The 20588-nt window shown below is 72.5% G+C and carries 19 protein-coding genes; 11 read left to right on the top strand and 8 right to left on the bottom strand.

Annotated features, from left to right (window positions below; translation table 11 throughout):
- Nucleotides 1–37: 37 nt before the first annotated feature.
- Nucleotides 38–3352: a bifunctional lysylphosphatidylglycerol synthetase/lysine--tRNA ligase LysX gene (gene lysX, locus AC067U_RS00215; RefSeq protein WP_478827344.1), complete on the top strand. Its 3315-nt coding sequence runs from the start codon at nucleotides 38–40 to the stop codon at nucleotides 3350–3352.
- 36 nt (nucleotides 3353–3388) lie between these two features.
- On the opposite strand, the gene AC067U_RS00210 is transcribed toward lysX, so the two are convergent.
- Nucleotides 3389–3811, bottom strand: a complete 423-nt coding sequence (locus tag AC067U_RS00210; RefSeq protein ID WP_478827343.1) for a secondary thiamine-phosphate synthase enzyme YjbQ — start codon at nucleotides 3809–3811, stop codon at nucleotides 3389–3391.
- A gap of 123 nt (nucleotides 3812–3934) precedes the next feature.
- Between AC067U_RS00210 and AC067U_RS00205 the strand changes: the two genes are divergently transcribed.
- Nucleotides 3935–4858, top strand: a complete 924-nt coding sequence (locus AC067U_RS00205) for a polysaccharide deacetylase family protein (protein WP_478827342.1) — start codon at nucleotides 3935–3937, stop codon at nucleotides 4856–4858.
- A 267-nt stretch (nucleotides 4859–5125) separates the two neighbouring features.
- The gene (locus AC067U_RS00200; protein ID WP_478827341.1) at nucleotides 5126–5515 is read left to right on the top strand and encodes a hypothetical protein; all 390 of its coding nucleotides are present in this window, start codon (nucleotides 5126–5128) and stop codon (nucleotides 5513–5515) included.
- A 115-nt stretch (nucleotides 5516–5630) separates the two neighbouring features.
- On the opposite strand, the gene AC067U_RS00195 is transcribed toward AC067U_RS00200, so the two are convergent.
- Nucleotides 5631–6287, bottom strand: a complete 657-nt coding sequence (locus AC067U_RS00195; protein ID WP_478827340.1) for a class F sortase — start codon at nucleotides 6285–6287, stop codon at nucleotides 5631–5633.
- 390 nt (nucleotides 6288–6677) lie between these two features.
- On the opposite strand from AC067U_RS00195, the gene AC067U_RS00190 reads away from it, so the two are divergent.
- Nucleotides 6678–7184 (top strand): hypothetical protein, encoded by a 507-nt coding sequence (locus tag AC067U_RS00190; protein ID WP_478827339.1) that lies wholly within the window; start codon nucleotides 6678–6680, stop codon nucleotides 7182–7184.
- Between the two features lie 190 nt (nucleotides 7185–7374).
- Here AC067U_RS00190 and AC067U_RS00185 read toward each other — a convergent pair whose 3' ends face one another.
- The 3 genes from AC067U_RS00185 to AC067U_RS00175 all read right to left on the bottom strand — a co-directional run bounded on the left by AC067U_RS00185 (nucleotide 7375) and on the right by AC067U_RS00175 (nucleotide 9319).
- Complete coding sequence (locus tag AC067U_RS00185; protein WP_478827338.1) at nucleotides 7375–8169, bottom strand: hypothetical protein; 795 nt, start codon at nucleotides 8167–8169, stop codon at nucleotides 7375–7377.
- Between the two features lie 209 nt (nucleotides 8170–8378).
- Nucleotides 8379–9149: a bestrophin-like domain gene (locus tag AC067U_RS00180; protein ID WP_478827337.1), complete on the bottom strand. Its 771-nt coding sequence runs from the start codon at nucleotides 9147–9149 to the stop codon at nucleotides 8379–8381.
- Between the two features lie 11 nt (nucleotides 9150–9160).
- Complete coding sequence (locus AC067U_RS00175) at nucleotides 9161–9319, bottom strand: hypothetical protein (protein ID WP_478827336.1); 159 nt, start codon at nucleotides 9317–9319, stop codon at nucleotides 9161–9163.
- A gap of 882 nt (nucleotides 9320–10201) precedes the next feature.
- Here AC067U_RS00175 and AC067U_RS00170 point away from each other — a divergent pair.
- Nucleotides 10202–11032, top strand: coding sequence for an SAM-dependent methyltransferase (locus AC067U_RS00170; RefSeq protein WP_478827335.1), 831 nt, complete (start codon nucleotides 10202–10204; stop codon nucleotides 11030–11032).
- A 77-nt stretch (nucleotides 11033–11109) separates the two neighbouring features.
- Nucleotides 11110–13272 (top strand): putative bifunctional diguanylate cyclase/phosphodiesterase, encoded by a 2163-nt coding sequence (locus AC067U_RS00165; protein WP_478828239.1) that lies wholly within the window; start codon nucleotides 11110–11112, stop codon nucleotides 13270–13272.
- A 36-nt stretch (nucleotides 13273–13308) separates the two neighbouring features.
- On the opposite strand, the gene AC067U_RS00160 is transcribed toward AC067U_RS00165, so the two are convergent.
- Nucleotides 13309–13779 (bottom strand): hypothetical protein, encoded by a 471-nt coding sequence (locus AC067U_RS00160; protein WP_478827334.1) that lies wholly within the window; start codon nucleotides 13777–13779, stop codon nucleotides 13309–13311.
- Between the two features lie 105 nt (nucleotides 13780–13884).
- On the opposite strand from AC067U_RS00160, the gene AC067U_RS00155 reads away from it, so the two are divergent.
- Nucleotides 13885–14445, top strand: coding sequence for a DNA-binding protein (locus AC067U_RS00155; RefSeq protein ID WP_478827333.1), 561 nt, complete (start codon nucleotides 13885–13887; stop codon nucleotides 14443–14445).
- Between the two features lie 21 nt (nucleotides 14446–14466).
- Nucleotides 14467–15672, top strand: a complete 1206-nt coding sequence (locus AC067U_RS00150; RefSeq protein ID WP_478827332.1) for a serine/threonine-protein kinase — start codon at nucleotides 14467–14469, stop codon at nucleotides 15670–15672.
- A 3-nt stretch (nucleotides 15673–15675) separates the two neighbouring features.
- On the opposite strand, the gene AC067U_RS00145 is transcribed toward AC067U_RS00150, so the two are convergent.
- Nucleotides 15676–16734, bottom strand: coding sequence for an FAD-dependent monooxygenase (locus tag AC067U_RS00145; protein WP_478827331.1), 1059 nt, complete (start codon nucleotides 16732–16734; stop codon nucleotides 15676–15678).
- A gap of 106 nt (nucleotides 16735–16840) precedes the next feature.
- On the opposite strand from AC067U_RS00145, the gene AC067U_RS00140 reads away from it, so the two are divergent.
- On the top strand, nucleotides 16841–17467 hold the full coding sequence (locus AC067U_RS00140) for a TetR/AcrR family transcriptional regulator (protein ID WP_478827330.1): 627 nt from the start codon (nucleotides 16841–16843) through the stop codon (nucleotides 17465–17467).
- Between the two features lie 166 nt (nucleotides 17468–17633).
- Nucleotides 17634–18932: a serine hydrolase domain-containing protein gene (locus AC067U_RS00135; RefSeq protein WP_478828238.1), complete on the top strand. Its 1299-nt coding sequence runs from the start codon at nucleotides 17634–17636 to the stop codon at nucleotides 18930–18932.
- On the opposite strand, the gene AC067U_RS00130 is transcribed toward AC067U_RS00135, so the two are convergent.
- Complete coding sequence (locus AC067U_RS00130; RefSeq protein ID WP_478827329.1) at nucleotides 18918–19811, bottom strand: LysR family transcriptional regulator; 894 nt, start codon at nucleotides 19809–19811, stop codon at nucleotides 18918–18920. The genes AC067U_RS00135 and AC067U_RS00130 overlap by 15 nt on opposite strands.
- Nucleotides 19812–19883: 72 nt before the next feature.
- Between AC067U_RS00130 and AC067U_RS00125 the strand changes: the two genes are divergently transcribed.
- Nucleotides 19884–20588, top strand: coding sequence for a succinate dehydrogenase cytochrome b subunit (locus tag AC067U_RS00125; protein ID WP_478827328.1), 705 nt, complete (start codon nucleotides 19884–19886; stop codon nucleotides 20586–20588).

Here is a 20588-nt window from a genome sequence, read left to right as displayed (position 1 = left end):
GAAGCGCGGCCGGGCCCCGAAAATTACCCTGCGAGACATGAGCGTCAGCGCAGCTCCCCTCCACGAGGCCCACGGGACCCGGAACGCCTTCCCGGGCCGGGTCCCCGACGGCTTCGCCGCGTTCTTCGGGGCACTGGGCCTGCTCTGCGCCCTGCTGGCGCTCTCCCCGACCCTGCGCCGCCTGCTCCGCCCGCTGGTGCGGTTCATCGACCTCACCCTGGTGCCGGTCAGCGCGAACCTCGCCTACGCCGTCTTCCTGTTCCTGCTCGCCGCCGCCCTCGGCACCCGCAAGAAGGTCGCCTGGTGGATCGTCATCACCTATCTGGCCCTGCTGATCCTCACCGACCTGCTGATCCTGCTGGACGGCGCATATCCCCTGGTGGAATCCGTCCCCTCCGGGGTCATCGGCATCGCCGCGATGGCCGTCCTCGTCCTCGCCCGCCGGGAGTTCTACGCCGCCTCCCGCCCCGGGGCCCTCTGGCGGGCCCTGCTCGTGCTCGGCCTCGGCCTGCTCGCCGCGGTCCTCCTCGGCTGGGGCCTGGTCGCCCTGTTCCCCGGCACCCTCCCGCGCGACCAGTGGCTGGACTGGGCGGCCAAGCAGGTCTTCGGCGGACTCTTCTCCGCCCGCCAGTTCGACGGCCGCCCGCCCCGCTGGCTCTACTTCCTGCTCGGCCTGTTCGGCGCCCTCGCCCTGCTGAACGCGGCCGCCACCCTCTTCCGTTCGCAGCGGCTGACCGCCGCCCTGCACGGCGACGAGGAGCCCCGGATCCGGGCCCTGCTCGGCGCGTACGGACGCAACGACTCCCTGGGCTACTTCGCCACCCGCCGCGACAAGGCCGTGGTCTTCGCCCCCAACGGCAAGGCGGCCGTCACCTACCGCGTGGAGGCGGGCGTCTGCCTGGCCAGCGGTGACCCGGTCGGCGACCCGGTCGCCTGGAGTCCGGCCATCGACGCCTGGCTGGCCGTCGCCCGCCGGTACGGCTGGCAGCCTGCGGTGATGGGCGCCTCCGAGGAGGGCGCCACCGCGTACGCGCGGTCCGGCCTCGGCGCGCTCCAGCTCGGCGACGAGGCCATCCTCCAGGTCGCCCGCTTCGACCTCGACGGCCGCGACATGCGGGTCACCCGCCAGGCCGTCAACCGGGTCCGGCGCACCGGCGCCACCGTCCGCATCCGCCGCCACACCGCGCTCACCGACGAGGAGATGCGGCGGATCATCGACCGCGCGGACCACTGGCGCGACACCGAGACCGAACGCGGCTTCTCCATGGCCCTGGACCGGCTCGGGGACCCCGCCGACGGGGACTGCCTGCTCGTCGAGGCCCTGGACGAGGACGGCGGGCTGATCGCCCTGCTCTCCTTCGTCCCCTGGGGCCGGGACGGGATCTCCCTGGACCTGATGCGCCGCGACCGGTCCGCCCCCAACGGGGTGATGGAGTTCATGGTCGCCGAGCTCTGCGCCGCCGCGCCCCGGCTGGGCGTCCGCCGGATCTCCCTCAACTTCGCCGTGTTCCGGTCGGTCTTCGAGGAGGGCGGCCGGATCGGCGCCGGCCCGGTCCTCCGGCTGTGGCGCAGGCTGCTGCTGTTCTTCTCCCGCTGGTGGCAGCTGGAGGCGCTGTACCGCTCCAACGTGAAGTACGGCCCGGAGTGGTACCCGCGCTTCCTCTGCTACCAGGACGCCGGCTCACTGGCCCGGGTCTCGCTGGCCTCCGGCATCGCCGAGGGCTTCGTCTCCGTACCGAGCCTGCGCGGGATGTGGGGCAGGGGCCACCCCAAGGGCGTCACCGCCCCCGCGACCACCGAAGGCCTGCCGCCCATCGCCGCCCTCGGCCTGGACACGGCCGAAGGGGAGCCGGGCGCCCCCGGCGAACGGCTGCCCGACCAGGTCCGGGTACGGCACGCCAAACTCGACCGGCTCATCGCGGCCGGCACCGACCCCTACCCGGTCGGCATCCCGCAGCGCACCCACACCGCGGCCGCCCTGCGCGCGGCCCACCCCGGCCACCCGGCCGGCACCCGGACCGGCGAGCGGACCACCGTCGCGGGCCGGGTCATGGTGGTGCGCGACCTGGGCGGCGTGGTCTTCGCCGTGCTCCGGGACTGGTCCGGGGACGTCCAGCTGATGTTCACCCAGGACGAGTCCGGCCCGGCGGCCGTGGCCTCCTTCACCTCCCAGGTCGACTTCGGCGACCACGTCCTGGCCACCGGCGAGGTCGGGACCAGCCGGAACGGCGAGCTGTCCGTGGTCGTCTCCTCCTGGCAGCTCACCGGCAAGTGTCTGCGCCCGCTGCCGGACAAGCGGAAGGGTCTGGCCGACCCGGAGGCCCGGGTGCGCCGCCGCTACCTCGACCTGGTCGCCAGCCCGGAGGCCCGCGACGTGGTCCGGGCCCGGTCCACGGCGGTGCAGGCGCTCCGCCAGGGACTCCTGGACCGCGGCTACCTGGAGGTCGAGACACCGATGCTCCAGCAGATCCACGGCGGCGCCAACGCCCGCCCGTTCCGCACCCACATCAACGCCTACGACCTGGACCTGTACCTGCGCATCGCCCCCGAGCTGTACCTCAAGCGGCTGTGCGTCGGCGGTATGGAGAAGGTCTTCGAGATGGGCCGCACCTTCCGCAACGAGGGCGTCTCCTACAAGCACAACCCCGAGTTCACGATGCTGGAGGCGTACCAGGCGTTCGCCGACTACGACGTGATGCTCGACCTGACGCGGGAGCTGATCCAGGGCGCCGCCACCGCCGCCTTCGGCTCCCCGGTCGCCCGCAAGGCAGGCCCCGACGGCCGGCTGACCGAGCACGACATCTCCGGCGCCTGGCCCGTGAAGACCCTCTACGGGGCGGTCAGCGAGGCCCTCGGCGAGGAGGTCGACGCGGACACCGAGGAGCACGTGCTGCGCCGCCTGTGCGACCGGGCCGGGGTCCCGCACATCCCGGAGGACACCCGGGGCGACGTGGTGCTGGAGATGTACGAGCGGCTGGTCGAGGAGAAGACCCAGCTCCCCACCTTCTACAAGGACTTCCCCACCGACGTCTCCCCGCTGACCCGCCAGCACCGCAGGGACCCCAGGCTCGCCGAACGCTGGGACCTCGTCGCCTTCGGCACCGAACTGGGCACCGCCTACTCGGAACTGACCGACCCGGTGGAACAGCGGCGCCGCCTCACGGCCCAGTCGCTGCTGGCGGCCGGCGGCGACCCCGAGGCGATGGAACTCGACAACGACTTCCTGGACGCCCTGGAATACGCCATGCCCCCGACCGGCGGCCTGGGCATCGGAGTGGACCGCCTCGTCATGTTCCTCACGGGCCTGACCATCCGCGAAACCCTGCCCTTCCCGCTGGTCCGCCGCGGCTGAGCCGCGGCGGAGGCGGCCGCGGCCGGGGGAGGGACGTCAGCCCAGGAAGGACAGGCGGACCTGGCGGTGCGGGTTGTCCTTGTTGGTGTCCACCAGGCAGACCGACTGCCAGGTGCCGAGGGCGAGTTCGCCGCCGATCACCGGCAGGGTGGCGTGCGGGGCGACCAGAGCGGGCAGGACGTGGTCCCGGCCGTGTCCCCGGCTGCCGTGCCGGTGCTGCCAGCGGTCGTCGCAGGGCAGCAGCTCGGTCAGCGCCGCCAGCAGGTCGTCGTCGCTGCCCGCGCCCGTCTCGATCACCGCGATGCCCGCGGTGGCGTGCGGGACGAACACGTTGAGCAGCCCGTCGCGGCCCCGGGCGGCGGAGTCGAGGAAGGCGGCGCACGCGGTGGTCAGATCGTGCACGCGCTCGCCGGTGCCGGTGGTGATGTCGAGTACCTGGGTGCGGAAGTTCCCGTTCATGCCTCACATGGTGCCGTCCGTCCCGGGCGTGGCGCGGGACGGACTTAGGCCGACCGGGTGAGGGGGCGGCGGCGCGTACGCGACTCTCGACATCTCCGACTGTCTCGTTGATACGTAGTACTAATGAAGAACGATGAGCTGTCCACGGGGAGGCGGTTCGTCCTGCGCGCCGCCGTGTTCATCGGGGTCGCGGTCGCCGTCGGGCTGGTCGGCGAACGGCGGGCCATTCCGCCCGGCGCACCGGAGGGCGCGGGACCACCCGGCCCCGGCGGTGCCGCCGGCCCCGGCGCGGGACCGGGCGCGGGCACCGGGGGAGCGGCGGCCGGGGCCGGTGGCGCGCCCGGCCTCCGGGCCCAGGGGCCGCCCCCGTCGACGTACCGGCTCAAGCCCAGCCTCAGCGAGGCCCCGCCGCGCTACCGGCGCAACCCCCTCTCCGTCCGCAGCAGACCCATCCTGGAGCTGCCCGTCACCCCGAGCACGGGCAGCTCGATGGTGCTCACCTTCGACGACGGGCCCGACCCCCGGTACACCCCGGGCATCCTGGACACCCTCGCCCGCCACGGGCAGCGGGCCATGTTCTTCGTCTGCGGGGAGATGGCGACCGTCCACCGGGACCTGGTACGCCGGATGGTCGCCGAGGGGCACGTCATCGGCAACCACACCTGGACCCATCCGCTCATCCCCAAGCTGTCCCGCCCCGCCCTCGCCGAGGAGATCAGCCGCACCAGCGACCTCGTGGAGCAGATCACCGGGGAGCCGCCCCTGTGGTTCCGGGCACCGTTCGGGGCCTGGAACCGGGCGGCGTTCGAGATCGGCGCGGAGCTCGGCATGGAGCCGCTGGCCTGGACCGTGGACACGTTGGACTGGCAGGAGCCGGGCACCGGCACCATCATCTCGCGGGTGCTGCGGGGCGCAGGCCCCGGCGTGATCGTGCTCAACCACGACGCGGGCGGCAACCGCTCGCAGAGCGTCCACGCCCTGCAGGCCTACCTTCCCCAACTCCTCGCCCGGGGCTACCGGATGACCCTTCCGGTGGCGCCGCGCTGACCTCCTGGTGCCTTCGGGTGCCTCCGGGGCGCGCACGGGCCGTGGGCGGGCGCTCCCGCCCACGGCCCGCGGGACCGACCACCTCGGTGTGGAGCGACGACGGGCGGGCGCCACGGCGCCAGGTCGGGATGCTCCTTCGGCATGGGGTCGGTCGTCGCCTAGAGTGCTGTCGCGAGGGTGTCCACGTCGTTCGTCACAAAACGATCTTGGGCACCCTCGTTCTCGTCTCCGCAGGCACCCCTTGGACCACAGCACCAGGAGGAACCAGTGTCATACCCGCAACTCCTCACCCCCGAGGAGAAGCTCGCCGACGCGAAGAAGCTGTTGAGCCTCCCGCGCATCGTCGTGATCTGCGGCTCCACCCGCTTCATGACCGAGATGAACGAGGCCGATCTGCGGGAGACCAAAGCCGGAAGGATTGTCGTCAAACCGGGCTGTGACATGAAGTCGCCGCACGAACTCTGGTCCGATCCTGTGGAGGCTGTGGCGCTGAAGGTCCGACTCGACGATCTGCACCGGGCGAAGATCCGGCTCGCTGATGAGGTGCTCGTAGTCGGCGACTACATCGGAGACAGCACCCGAGCCGAAATCGCCTACGCCCGGTCGCTGGGCAAGCCCGTGCGGTTCACGCACCCCGAAGTCGACCCTGACGCCTGACCGCCCGCCGCCACCTCGACGACCAGGGCCGGCAGCCCACCGCCTGGCCGTCTGGCGGTGGCTTCGGCCGCCGTCCACCCCACACCCTCCGCAGGCATCCCTTGGAATTGATCACCTAGCGGGCCTCCACCATCCGCGCGAAGACCACCACGTTGCCGTCGTAGCCCTTCGCCTTGGAGTAGCCGCCGCCGCAGGTGATCACCCGGAGTTCGGCGTGCCCGGTGTCCCCGTAGACCCGGGAGCCGGGGAAGGCGTCCTTGGCGAACACCTCCACGCCGTACACCTCGAACACCGCCGTGCGCCCGTCGTACCGCTGCACCTCGATGCGGCTGCCCTTGCGGACCGAACCCAGCCCGTAGAACACCGCCGGTCCACGGGCGTTGTCGACGTGGCCGACGATCACCGACGATCCCTGCTGGCCCGGCGAGATGCCGTTCAGGTACCAGCCGGCCAGGTTGTTGTCCTCCGCCGGCGGCGCGTCGATCCAGCCCTGCGCGTCCAGCCCGACGGTCATCACCGGCGCGTCCACGCTGATGGACGGGATGCGGATCCGCTGCACCGACGAGTGGTCCAGCAGCTGCATCCCCAGCGGTGCCCGCGGTGCGTCCGCCGGGAGCTGGTCCGCCGTCACCTTGACCGCGGAGGCCGCGGTGGGCTGCGGCGGCCCGTCGGCGATGCTCGATCCGTTCCGCATCATGGCCAGGCCGCTGAGCAAGACCAGGGCGATGACACCCCAGGGGGAGCGCCGCCTCCGCGGCGGCTCTTCCTCCATGAACATGGTTCCCTTTCCGACGCGGGGGTCCCGGCCCGCGTTCGACGTCCCTCCCCGGCGCCGTCGTGCTGGTTCGAGCTGCTTCTCCCCGACGCCCATGTTCACGCACGCTAAGCGCACACGGGCGGTACGGCGAGGGGGGAGGGGCGAACGGGTGGTGGGCCCGGAAGGGGTGCGCCCGTCCGGGTAATCGTCACATAAACGTCTGACGGGGCGTGACCTGCGGATCCGTCACCGGACCCGCGCGCTGCTCGGCGTGTCGCTCAACCTTGCGGCCCAAAGCCGGACATGCGCTGGTTGCGGGGCGGCCCGAGGGTTGCCTCCAGGGAGGCGTTCTCGTCGATCATCCCGGGCCACCGCTCCGGGGCGCTTCCCGCTGGAGGTTCCACCATGCGTGCCTTTCGCGCTCTTACCGTGACGGCGGCCGCCTTCGCCGCCGTCGGACTCAGCGCCCCGTTCGCCGCCGCGGACCCGCCGGGCACGGGCATCGGCGGCCAGGGGCCCAGCAATGTCGCGGTCAACCCCTTCTCCGTGCACCAGGGCTCCACGATGCAGGTGAGCGCGACCGGCTGCGGCAACGGCGGGACGGTCTCCTCGCCGGGAACCTTCTCGCCGGCCAACCTCTCTCCCGGCACGGTCGGATTCGCCAATGTCCGGATCTTCAACCACGCGACACCCGGCACCCACACGCTGCAGGTCAAGTGCAACGACAGCAGCCTCATCGCCACGCACCGCTTCCAGGTGCTCGCCGGCAGGGGTGCCCAGGGCGGCATCGGCGGATCGTTCGGCCCGTCGGCCACCGAGACCGCCATCGGCGCAGGGCTCGTCGGCACTTCCGCTCTAGGCGCGGGCGTCCACCTGATGCGCCGTCGCCGCCCGGCCCGCGGGCGGGCCTGACCGGACTGGACCTCCCCGGTCTGTGCCCGATCCGCCGACCGCCCCGGGTTCCGGCCAGGACCCGGGGCGGCGCCCTGTGCGGGCCCGCCCGGTCCGGGCCGGCTTGCGTCGGCAAACGCCCGCGCGGAGCGGCAGTGCCCGGAGCGGCAGGGCCCGTAGCGGTGATGCCCGGCGAGTGATGCCCGGAGCGTCAGTGCTTGCGGGCGGCGGCGCGACGGCGCAGCAGGACGTACGCCGTACCGCCGGCCGCGGCCACGAGCAGCGCGGCGCCGGCGGTGATCTCGGCGGTGCCGGAGCCGGTGACGCTGCCGCCGAGTCCGCCGCGGACGCCGAGCGAGGCGCCGGTGCCGGGGGTGGTGGCGGAGACGGTGGCCGGGGTGGTGCGGGGCGCGGACGGGATGTACGCCGGTGGGACTGCCGGGGGAACCACCGCCGGAGGAACGGCGGGCGGAACGGCAGAGGGCACGGCGGGAGGAACGGCCGGAGGAACAGTCCGGGGAACGGCCGGGGGAACCACCGGGGGAACGGCGGGTGCCACGGCGGACGGAGTGGCCCGGACGGTGGACGTGGAGCGGGCCGTCGGGGCACTCGTGCCGCCCGCGATGGTGAGGTCGCCGGATCGGGTCACGTTGTTGCACGTGAAGGCCACCGAGTACTGGGCTCCGCGGCGGGCGTCGCGGTCCACGGTCACCCGGGCGCTCTGGCCGCGCGGGATGCTCACGGAGTCGAAGACGCCGGAGGAGGCGACGGCGAAGGCGGCGTCGCAGTTCGTGACCGTGAGCAGCAGGGTGCCGCCCGGTGCGACCGTCGCGGGGGCGATGCGGAAGTCGAACGGGGTGGTCTGGGCGGGCGCCGCCGGGCCGGGAACGGCCGCTTCGGGAGCGGCCGTCGCGCCGGCGGCGGGCAGGCCCCACAGGACGGCGGCGCCGGCGCCGGCGGTGAGCAGTGCGGTGGCAGCGGTGGCGGCGGTACGTATCGCACCCATGGCTGGTCTCCGGATCCCGGGGCACAGCCGCGGAACGTTTCCGCCGTGGGGGGCGTGCTGCACCTCGTTGCCCGTCACGCTAGGCGGGTCCCGGTGCACCCGCGATCAGGGCCGGGCGAACGGGTCATCGTTGTCCGCCGAACCGGGGAAGGAATGCCCCGGTCCGGTTTGGGGCGCGGGCACGGGAGGTGTGAAGGGCGAGAACGGGGTCAGTCGCCCAGCTCCAGATGCGGGAACTGCTGGAGGAAGGGCTCGAAGGTGGCGGCGATGCCCCGGCCGTAGGGGGCGTCGAAGTCCCAGATGAGGAACAGCAGGAAGGCGATCAGCGCGCTGAACAGGCCGGCCAGCAGCATTTCCCGGAACGAGCGCCGGATCTGCAGCGCGAAGATCATTCCGACGGTCACCAGGGCGCCGATGATCAGGCCGAACCACACCACTCCGGGCATGGTGGCTCCGGCGCTGTCGGCCCGGCTGGACCGGGCGTCGTCGGCCATGGCCACCTGGTCGACCAGGGGCTGGTAGGCCTGGCCCTCGTGGTCGGTCTGCGGCTGGTAGTCGGTGACGTCGCGGCGGATGCGCTCCAGCAGTGCGGTGCCCTTGTCGCTGAGTTCACCGGAGTCGGCCATGGCCTTCCACTCGGTGGTGACCACATGCGTGACGTAGGCGTCGACATCGGCCCGGATCCGGGCCCGGACCTCGGGCGGGTAGACCTCGGCGCGGGCGCTGACCTCGTGCAGGGCCTGGGCCTCCTGGCGTACGTATTCCTGGGCGCCGCCGCGGGCTTCCCAGACGCCGGCTATGGCGAGGCCGAGCACGATCGCGTAGATCACGCCGATCATCATCGTCATGTACTCGATGACGTCCGGGGTTTCGTTCGGATCGTCGTCGTCCCCGATCCGCCGGTGGTTGATGAAGGCGATGGACAGCACCACGGCACAGGCCGCGGCCATCGCGAGGGACAGCACGAGCCATTCCGACAAGCGAACTCCAATCAGCGCGGCCGCAGGGCGGCGAGTGCGAGCACCGCGGGGGCCGTGGCGAGCAGGGTGAAGGTCACCGGGGAGATCCGGTTCGTTTCCGGCCTCTTCCGGGCCGGGGGGCGGTAGGCGGGCCGGGCCACCGCGGCGGGCGCGGGCGGCGGGAGCACCACGGGCGGCGGCGGTTTCGGCGCCGCGCGCGGCCGGGGCGGCGGCGGTGGGGGAGGCTGCGGTGCCCGGTACACCGGTGCGGGCTTCGGGGGCGGTTCGGGCGCGGGCTTCGGTTTCGGTGCGGGTGCGGGCGGCGGCTTCGGCCGGGGCGTGGGGGTCGGCTTCGGGGTGGGGGTGGGCTTCGGGGTGGGCTTCGGCGGCGGGGGAGTGGGCTTCGGGGGCGGGGTGGGGCAGGGGGGCGGGGGCGGCGGCGGGCAGTGGTGTCCGCCGTGCGGACGTCCGTGGTGTTGTCCGTGCTTCCCGTCGTGCTTGCCGGGGGGTTTGCAGTGGGGGCCGCCGTGATGTCCGCCACCGTGTCCGCCTCCCCGGCCGCCGCCGTGGCCCCCCGATCCGGCGGCCGCGACGAGCGCCGTCCCGCCGCCCGGTCCCGTCGGGCCGATCGACGCGTAGGCACAGCTATCGGCCACCGCCGGGGCGGTCGACAGGGCCGCCCACAGCAGGACCGGGACCGCGAGCAGGCGCCTGGCTGAAGCTCTCTTCACCCGGGGAGCATGGGCCCGCGGGTATCGGGGCACGCCCGGCGCAGCCGGGGTTCGCCTGAACGGGCGATGTTGGGACCGTTGAGGTTTGAGCCAACTATCCTTCGGCTCCTGACCGTTCACCGGTCATTCCGCAAAAGGTATTTGTCGGTTTCGGTCAATCCTTGCAGCATCGGATCGGAAGGGGCCGCCGGGGCCTTTGACGTGTGACGAAGAACGGATCACCAATTTCCGCTTTTGCTCGCCCTGTTGGGAAATGATCAGTACATTCGGCTCGGACAGCTGTCCGACCCCCACGTGGAACCAGACCATGGTCCAGACCATGGCCGACGCCTTGGAGACCCGATGGAGCGCCCCGCCTGGGCCCCGCCAGGTATCGACATATCGGTGCCGAGCGTGTCCCGCATCTACGATTACTACCTGGGCGGCTCGCACAATTTCGAGGTGGACCGGCAGGCGGCCCGCCGCGCCATGGAATTCATCCCTGGGCTGCCGAAGATCATGCAGGCGAACCGGGCGTTCATGCGCCGGGCCGTCCGCCACGCCGTCGGCGAGGGCATCACCCAGTTCCTGGACATCGGCTCCGGCATCCCGACCTTCGGCAACGTCCACGAGGTGGCACAGGCCGCCGTCCCCGAGGCCCGCGTCGTCTACGTCGACCACGACCCGGTCGCGGTCGCGCACAGCCGCGCCGTCCTCGACGGCGACGAGCGCACCGGTGTGGTCGCCGCCGACCTGCGCAAGCCCCAGGACGTCCTCAACAGCCCGGAGGTGACCGGACTGCTCGACCTGAACCGGCCGGTGGCCCTGCTGCTGGTCGCCGTCCTCCACTTCCTGGAGGACGCGGACGAGCCGTACGCCGCCGTCGCCGAGCTGCGCGACGCGCTCGCCCCGGGCAGCCTGCTGGTGCTCACCCACGCCTCCTTCGAGGGCATCCCGGTCCCCGAGGAGCAGGCCGCCGGCACCGTCGGCGTCTACAAGGACATCCGCAACCCGCTGGTCATGCGCACCCGGGAGCAGGTCCGCCGCTTCTTCGACGGTTTCGAGCTGGTCGAACCGGGCCTGGTGGCGATGCCCCGGTGGCGCCCGGACGGCTTCGGCGGCCCCGAGGGCGGGGACCCGCAGGAGGACCCGTACGCGTTCTCCGGCTTCGGCGGCGTGGGACACAAGCGTTGAGAACCCCGGCCCACACCCCGGGCACGGCCGAGCCGGGCCGTCCCGGCCGACGGGGCGGCCCGGCTGCCGCCGCCGTCCTGCCGGGCGGCGCGGCAGGCGTAGCGCCGGACGGGGCCGAGGACCGGGTCGCGCGGTTCGCCACCATCTGGAGCCGCGCCATCTTCCCGCTCACGGCCACCTCGCTCACCCGGCCCGAGCTCGAACAGCGCCTCCTCCCGCTCGCCCGCACCCTCACCTCGGCCCTGCACGCCCGCCCGTTCGACCCGGCGGCCGGCCAGCAGGTCGGCTCCGAACTCGTCGGCCTGCACTGCACCGACCCAGAGGCCCTGTCCGGCACCCTCGGCGTGGTCGAGGCGTACCTCGTCCTCTACTGCGGGCCGCACGGCACCCGCGCCGAGGAGGCGGAGGAGTACCGGGCCCGCTGCGCCCGCCTCCAGCACGGCATCGCGGCGGGCTTCGCCCGCGCCCTGCGCGAGCGCACCCTCAGCGAGCAGGAGGCCATCGCCCGCTCCGCCATCACCGCCAGCTCGGACGCCCAGCAGGCCCTGCACGCCAGCGAGGCCCGGTTCCGCGCGGTCTTCGAGGGCGCCGCCATCGGCATCGGAATCGCCGACCTGGACGGCAACGTCCTGGAGGTCAACGACACCCTGCTGCGGATGTTCGGCGGCCTGGAGGGGCACGTCCGGGGCCGCAACGTCAGCGAGTGGGGCCATCCCGACGACGCCCCGCACGTCTGGAAGATGCACGGGGAACTGGTCCGTGGCGAACGGGAGCACTACCGGGCCGAGAAGCCCTACTACCGGCACGACGGCACCGTCCTGTGGACCAATCTGACCGTCTCCCTGCTGCGCGACGCGGAGGGCCGGCCGCAGTACCAGCTGGCGCTGATGGAGGACACCACCGAGCGCCGGCTGCTCAACCTCCGCCTCCGCTACGAGGCCACGCACGACGCGCTCACCGGGCTCCCCAACCGGACCCTGTTCTTCGAACGGCTGGAGAAGGCGCTGAGCGCCCCGGAGGGCACCCGCTTCGGCCTGTGCTACCTCGACCTGGACGGGTTCAAGGCGGTCAACGACAGCCTCGGCCACTCCGCGGGCGACCGGCTGCTGGTGGAGGTCGCGGACCGGCTGCAGAGCTGCGCCACCGGACCCGCCGAGGTCGTCGCCCGGCTGGGCGGCGACGAGTTCGTGGCCCTCACCGTCGGCCCCGACACCGAGCGGAACGTCACGGACCTCGCGGTGCGGATCCTCCACGCGCTCTCGGCACCGATCCGGCTGGAAGGCCGGGAGCTGAGCGTGCGCGGCAGCATCGGCATCGTCGAGGGCGCGGCCGGCGAGCGCACCCCGGCCGAGGTGCTGCGCAGCGCGGACATCACCATGTACCGGGCCAAGGCCGCGGGCGGCAACCGCTTCGAGTTCGCCGACGCGGAGGCCGACGCCCGCGCCATCACCCGGCACGGGCTGACCAACGCGCTGCCCGCCGCCCTGGAGCGGGGCGAGTTCTTCATCGAGTACCAGCCGCTGGTGCACCTGCACGACGGCAGCGTGCACGGCGCGGAGGCCCTGGTCCGCTGGTCCCACCCGCAGTACGGGGTGCTGGGCCCGGACCGGTTCATCCCGCTGGCCGAGCGGACCGGCCTGATCGTGCCGCTGGGCCGCTGGGTGCTGGAGGAGGCCGTCCGGCAGGCCCGCACCTGGCAGCGCGAGCGCGGCGGCCCGCTGCGGATCAACGTCAACCTGTCGCCGACCCAGCTCCACCACCCCGGTCTGGTGGCGGACACGGTGGCCGTGCTGGAGAACTCGGGGCTGGCGCCGGGCGCGCTCTGCCTGGAGGTCACCGAATCGGCCCTGATCGGAGCGGACGACGAGCTCCTCGAACCGCTGCACCGGCTCGCAGAGCTGGGCGTGGACATCGCCCTCGACGACTTCGGCACCGGCTACTCGAACCTGGCGAACCTGCGCCGGCTCCCGGTCAGCGTGCTGAAGCTGGACCGCTCCTTCACCCAGGGCATGCAGCAGCAGCCCGCCGACCCGGTGGACGTGAAGATCGTCGAGGGGATCGTCGCCCTGGCCCACAGCCTGGAACTGGCCGTGACCGTCGAGGGCGTGGAGACCCGGGCGCAGGCCACCCAGCTGCGGGACCTCGGCTGCGACACGGCCCAGGGCTGGTACTACGCCCGCCCCGGCGCCCCGGACCGCATCCACGCCCTCTCCCTCTCGGACGCCGTGCCTCAGGTGTGACGGCCTTTCGGGCGGATCATGGCCGGGTCGGGCCCGTCACCCGACCGAGAGCGCGACCTGAACGGTGGTCGCGGTGGTGGTGACGACCACGTCGGCACCGCTCTTGGAGGCCGTCACCCCGTCCGCGTCGCGGACCACGGTGAACCCGGCGGCCTCCAGGGCGGACCCGTACGCCGTGGCGGCGGCAGCCGCGTCGGGAGTGGTGTAGGTGAGGATGTAGGACCCGGGCTCACCGGTGACCGAGGTCAACTCGCCTTGCGGCAGCGGCAGGTCGGCCGGGAGGTCCTTGGGCTTCTTGGCGCCGCCGTTGCCCGCGGGGGAGCCGGCCGGCGCCGACGAGCCGACGGCCGGGGTGGCCGGCGCGGCCGGGACACTGCTCTTCACGGCCGAGCTGCCGGAGTTTCCAGAGTTGCTGGAGTTGTCGGAGACGTTCTGCTCGCACGCGGTGAGTCCGAAGCCGGCGATGACGACTGCGGCGATCAGGGCCGAGGCGCGCTTCTTGGACATGGTGGCAGCCAATCTCGTGAGGATGAGGGGTTTACGGACGAAAACGAGATTGACACATGAAAACTAGCTTTGACAAGTGAAAACTTCCTCCCTAGCGTCGGACTCATGGACGACACGGCGGTCTCGCGCAATCTGGAGCTCCAGCGGCAGTGGTACGGAGCGCCCCTGGGTGAGATCTGCCGGGACCTGTGCGCCGTATACGGACTCAGCCAGTCCGCGCTCGCGGAGGTGCTGGGCATCTCCCCGGCCATGCTGAGCCTGGTGATGCGCGGCCAGCGTGCGCGGATCGCCAACCCCGACGCCGCGGCACGCCTGTCTTCGCTGATCCAGCGCGCTCCGGAGGTCCGCAGCGGAGCCCTGGCGGGCGAGGCCATCGCGGAATTGCTCGCCGAGGTACGGGCCAGAGCCACCCCCGGCCAGGACTCCCTCGGTTCGGCGGTGACGCCCGTACTCCCTCCCGACAGCCCGTCCGCGGACACCGAGCGCTGGTTCGTCCGCGCCCTCCGCGACCTCCTCACGGCGACGGCCGGCGCAGTCGACATCCTCGACGCGGCCGAGGCGGTCGAGGAGCGCCACCCCGGCCTCGCCGAGATCCTCCGGACCTGCGGCGCAGGTCGTACCGACGAGGCCGTCGAACTGGTCCGCCGCCTCAACGTGCTGCGCTGACCGGCCGGTAGGATCCCGCCCATGGAGGCAGGGGGGATACTCGCCGACCGCTATGTGCTGCTGGGGCCGATCGCCGCCGGAGCGCAGGGCACGGTCTGGCGGGCCATCGACAGACTTCACGGCGCCGAGGTCGCGGTGAAGTTCTCGGGCGGCTCGGACGTGGAGTCCCTGCTGCGCCTGGTCTGCGAACAGTCCGTGCGGATCGCCCATCCGCACCTCCTTGCCCCGGTGGACTGGTTCGTCCGTGACGGCGAGGCATGGCTCGTGCTCCCGCTCGTCCGCGGCGGTACCCTGGCCGGCCTGCTGGACGACTACGGCACCCTGCCTCCGGCGGTGGCCCTGCTGATCGCCGAACAACTGATGGACGCCCTGTCCGCCGTCCACGACGCCGGCCTCGTCCACCGCGACATCAAACCCTCGAACCTCCTCCTCGCCGCGACGGGTACCGCACGCCCCCACGCCTACCTCGCCGACTTCGGCGTCGCCCGGATCTCCCCCCATCTCCGCCTCACCTCCACCGCGTTCGTGGTCGGCACCCCCGACTTCCTGGCCCCCGAGGTCCGCTCCGGCGCGGGCAGCTCCCCCGCGCAGGACATTTACGCGGCCGGCCTTGTGCTCCGCGACCTGAACGCCCCGCCGCCCCTGGTGGCCGCGATGACCTGCGACGACCCGCACCTCCGCCCCTCGGCGGGCGCCGTACGCGCGGAACTCGTCCGCGCCAGGGCCGCACTCGGTGCGGAGCACTGGCCCCTGACCTGGCAGGGCGAACCCTTCCTCATCCCCGACCAGTTCGACTCTCCACACCCCGGCCTCACACTCCCGGCCCCACCTCCCGGGTGTCAGCCCCCTGCGCTTCCACCCACACCCGCAACTGCCCCCGCCACGGTCACGACAGTCGGGCGGCCGCCCCGGAGGACCGTGCTCGCGGCCGCCGCGACCCTAGCGGCAGTGGCGGGCCTCGCGGTGGCCGCGACCCTTGCCTTGACTTCGCCCGACGACGGCGGCACGGGACCGTCGCCCCACGGCGGCAGGTCCCCGTCCGGCTCGCCTGCTGGGCCGTCACGAGCGACCGTGAACCCCGGGATCGCCAACCCCGACGGACCGAGCGCCAACTCCCGCTGTACGGCGGACCGGGCACTCTCCCTCGAGTTCAGCCCCGAGGGCCAGGCCCTGCTCTGCACCCACGTCCCCGGCACCCGGGACTACAGGTGGACTCCCACCGGCTGACCCTCACGTCAGGCCGGACTCCGTGCCGGTGCCGGGAGTGCGCACCCCGGCCAGGACGCGGTGCATGCGCTCGGTGCTGTCGGTCAGGACGTGTGCCGCGGCCGTGAGGCGATCGGACTCGTAGGCCTCCGCGGTGGTCTCCCCGCTGAGGGTGCGGGCCAGCGCGGCCGCGTCCTGCAGGCCCGTGTTCATGCCGAGGCCGCCGGCTATCGGATGGACGTGCGCCGCGTCCCCGGCGAGGAAGGCCCGGCCCTCCCGCAGGCGGCCGGCCATCCGGACGTTGACCCGCCAGGCCGACATCCAGGACGGGTCGGCCGGCCGGACGCCCGGCATCCGGGCGTGCCGGTCGAACAGCCGCCGGAAACCCTCCGTCGACGGCGGGAGCGGCCGCCCTTCCGCGTCCCGTTCGGGAGAGGCCTGGAGCTGGAAGACGTCCGTGCCCGGAATCGGACAGAGCATCATGGCCCCGCCGTCCGAGGTGAACCACTGGTGCCAGAACCCGCGGCTCAGCCCCGGCGCCCGGACGTCGCCCACCACCATCGCCTGCTCCTCGTCGATGTACCCCTCGAAGGGGATGCCGAGCAGCCCGCGCACCGTACTGCCGCCGCCGTCGCACCCGGCCAGCCATGCGGCGCGCACCGTCCGGCCGCCCGCCAGGCTTGCCGTGACCCCCCGTCCGTCCTGGGCGATCCCGGAGACCCGGGCGCCGTACTCGACCCCGGCGCCGAGCTCCGCGAGGCGCCGGCGCAGCACCTCCTCGACCTGCCACTGCCCGATGAACAGGGTTCCCGGCACCGTGGTGTCGTCGATGTGCTCGCCGTCGAAGTACTTCCGGAAGACCAGCCCCGGATCGCCGACGGCCCTGATCCGGTCGGCGACGCCGGCCTGCTCCAGTATCGCCAGGCCGCCCGCGTTGAGCGTCTTGCCGCGCGACTCCCGGTGCGGCTCGTCCCGCCCGTCGACGACCCGGACGGTGACCCCGCGCCGGGCCAGCTCGCAGCCCAGGGCGAGGCCGGTCGGCCCGGCCCCCACGACCAGTACCTCTGCTGACGTGTCCGTCATCTTCTTCCCCCTCCGGTCGGCGTTGGGTCAAGGAAAGCGTGCCCCGGTCAAAAATGCAACCCGGTAAAAAAATTAACCCGGTCACCATTCGTGCTACGCTCGTCGCATGGACACGACTGCACCCGGGCTCCGGGAGGCCAAGAAACTGCGCACCCGCCGCCAGCTGGCGGCGACCGCACTGGAGCTGTTCCTCGAGCGAGGCTTCGAGGCCGTCTCGGTGGCGGACGTCGCCGCCGCCGCCGAGGTCTCCAAGCCGACGCTGTTCCGGTACTTCCCGACCAAGGAGGACCTCGTCCTCGACCGGTTCGCCGATCACCAGGACGAGGCCGCCCGGATCGTCCGCGACCGCCCCGCGGGCACGGCCCCGGTCCAGGCCCTGCATCGCCACTTCCTGCAGGCGCTGCGCGAACGGGACCCCATCACAGGGCTCAACGATCACCCGGAGGTGGTGGCCTTCCAGCGGCTGCTGTACTCCTCGCCGGGGCTGTCCTCGCGCATCGCGCACTACACCGCCCGCGAGGTGGAACTCCTCGCCGAAGTCCTCGGGTCGGGGGCCGGGTACGACACACCGTTCGCCGCTCGCCTCGCCGCCGTGCACATGGTGACGACCCGCCACGAGCTCGGCCACGAGAACTGGCGCCGGATAGCGGCGGGCCGAAGCGCCGATGGGTGCTACGCCGACGCGGTCAGCGATGCCGACCGGGCCTTCGGAATGCTTGCCGACGGGCTCTGACCCGACCTTCCGCGCCCCGTCTCCCGTCCCCTGTCCACTCGTTCCCCCGTGCGGCCGTCACCCGTTCCGCCGTGCGGGGGTGTGCGGCCCCGCCTAGCCTGGTACGGGGGCCGTCGTCCTCGTCTGGCAGGAGGCTGCCGTGAGGTTTTCGCACAAGCGTCATCGCATGGTGTGCCGGAAGGCGTGCGTGGGGCTCGCCGCGGCCGGCCTGCTGGCCGTACCGACAGCCGGCGCCGCCGCCTACGCCGCGCAGCAACCCACCCCGCAGCCGACCGCCTCGGCGAAGCCCTCTCCCGCCGGTGGCTTCCCGGTCCTCGACGACGCGATGGAGGCCAGGCTGGACGCCGCGATCCAGGACACGCTGAAGAAGACCGGCGTCCCCGGCGCCATCGTGGGTCTCTCCGCTCCCGGCAAGGGTGAGTACACACGCGCCTTCGGAGTGGCCGACAAGGCCACCGGCAAGGAAGTGACGCCCAACCTCTACTGGCGGATCGGCAGCGAGACCAAGACCTTCACCGTGACGGCCGTGCTCCAGCTCGCCCAGGAGGGCAAGGTCGGCCTTGACGACCCCATAGGCAAGTACGTCGAAGGCGTCCCCAACGGGGACCGGGTCACCCTCAGGGAGCTCGCCGGCATGCGCAGCGGGCTCCTCAGCTACACCCAGACGGAGCCCTTCTACAAGGCGCTCACCAGTGACCCGACGCGCTACTTCACGCCCCGCCAGCTGCTCGACTACGCCTTCACGGCACCCGAGCCGGTGATCTTCGAACCGAACGCGGAGTTCAACTACTCCAACACCAACCTCATCCTGCTCGGCCTGGTGGTCGAGAAGATGTCCGGGCAGCCGCTGGGGGACTACATCCGCGACCACATCCTCAAGCCCGCCGGAATGAACCGCACCAGCTTCCCCAAGGGCCCTGAGTTCCCCACGCCGCATCCCCAGGGCTACACCAACCAGACCGCGTCCGGAAAGACCGAGAACGCCACCGACTGGAACCCCTCCTGGGGCTGGGCGGCCGGCGCCATGGTCTCCGACCTGCGCGACCTGAGGATCTGGGCGAAAACGGTGGCCACCGGGACCTTCCCGGACGGGAAGCGGATGGTCAGCCCCGACATGCAGAATCAGCGGCTCACCACCCCGCCCACCGCGATCCCCGGTGCCGGGTACGGCCTGGGCATCTTCGACGTGCAGGGCTGGATCGGCCACAACGGCTCACTGCCGGGCTACCAGTCGCTCACCATCTACCTGCCGCAGGAGCGGGCCACTCTGGTGGTGCTGCTCAACACCGACATCCCGTACGGCCCGCAGAACGAGGAGCCGAGCACCGTCTTCGGGCAGGCCATCACCGAGATCGTCACCCCGGCCCACGTCTACAACCTGCCGCCGATCACCCAGAAGAGCCCCGCGCCCTCGTCCCCCGCCTCCACCCCCGCCGCGTCCCCCGTCTCCTCACCCGCCTCCTGACCCCGCCAGCAGCATCCGCTTGAGCTCGCGCGCCGCGCGCGGCGGTGCCACGTCCGTGCGGTGCGCGAGCGCGATGGTGCGCCGCAGTGGCGACCCGGCCAGCGGGGTGACCCGGACGCCCGGCCCGGTGGTCCCGGCGACCATGGCCGGGACCACGGCCAGCCCCAGTCCGGCCCGGACGAAGCCGAGCACCGCGTCCATCTCGCCCCCCTCCACCGTGAAGGACGGCTCGAAGCCCTCCGCCCGGCAGGCGGCCACGGTCAGTTCCCGCAGGTCGTAGCCGTGCCGGAACATCACCATCGGCTCCTCGCGGAGCGCGGGGATGGTGAGCGGCCCGCCGCCCCCGGGAGCCGGGAGGGCCTCCGAGGAGATCACCACCAGGTCCTCGGTCAGCAGCTCCATTGTGGTCAGGGCGGGCGCGGCCGGCGGCAGCGGCAGCGCGATCAGCGCCAGGTCCAGCGCGCCGCGGGCCAGCTCCCGCACCAGGTCGTGCGAACCGCTCTCCTCGATCAGCAGCTGGATCCCCGGATGCGCGGCGTGGAAGTCCCGCAGCACCCCCGGGAGCAGGCCCGTGCACAGGCTCGGCGTGGCCCCCAGCCGCACCCGGCCCCGCTGCAGCCGGGCCAGCTCCTGCACCTCAAGCCGCGCGGTGTCCGCGTCCGCCAGGATCCGCCGGGCCAGCGGCAGCAGGGCTTCCCCCGCGTCGGTCAGCGCGATGTTCCCCCGGGCCCGGCTGAACAGCTCCGCGCCCAGCTCCCGCTCCAGCGCCTTGATCTGCTGCGACAGCGAGGGCTGGGCGACATGGACGCGTTCCGCGGCCCGGGTGAAGTGCCGGGTCTCCGCGACGGCCACGAAGTAGACGAGCTGCTGAAACTGCATAGATCCTTCCTATCAAGATGACCGTCATCATGTCTTGGACCTTTCAGGCCTTCGGTCCCTACCGTCAATGGCATGGCTCTGGCAACGCGCACTCGGACGGGAACCCGGACGGTCCCCTCGCTCTGGGACTCCACCCTCGGCAAGAAGACCGTCATGGCGGTCTCCGGGCTGATCATGCTCGGCTACCTCGTCGTGCACATGCTCGGCAATCTCAAGATCTTCTTCGGGCCGGACGAGTTCAACGCCTACGGCCGCTGGCTGCGCCACATGGGCGAACCGTTCCTGCACAGCCACTGGGGCCTGTGGACCGCCCGGATCGTGCTGCTCGCCGCCGTCATCGCGCACGCCGTCTCCGCGTACCAGCTCAGCCGTCGCGACATCAAGGCCCGCCCGGTGAAGTACGCCCACAAGCGGCGCCGCGCGAGCTACGCCACCCGCACCATGCGCTGGGGCGGGGTGATCCTCGGCCTCTTCATCGTCTGGCACATCCTCGACCTCACCACGCTCACCGTGAACGAGCGCGCCCTGGAGGGCCACCCGTACGAGAACGTGGTCGCCTCCTTCTCCACCTGGTACGGCAACACGATCTACCTCACCGCGATGGCCGCCATGGGCCTGCACGTCCGGCACGGCTTCTGGAGCGCCGCGCAGACCCTCGGCGCCGGCAACGCCCGCCGCGACAAGGTGCTCAAAACCCTGGCCAATCTGCTGGCCCTCGTCCTGACCGCGGGCTTCGTCTCCGTCCCGGTCGCCGTCATGACCGGAGTGGTGAGCTGA

Source organism: Streptomyces sp. NPDC043853 (genome assembly GCF_056436025.1).
This window is presented reverse-complemented; position numbering and strand designations above follow the sequence as displayed.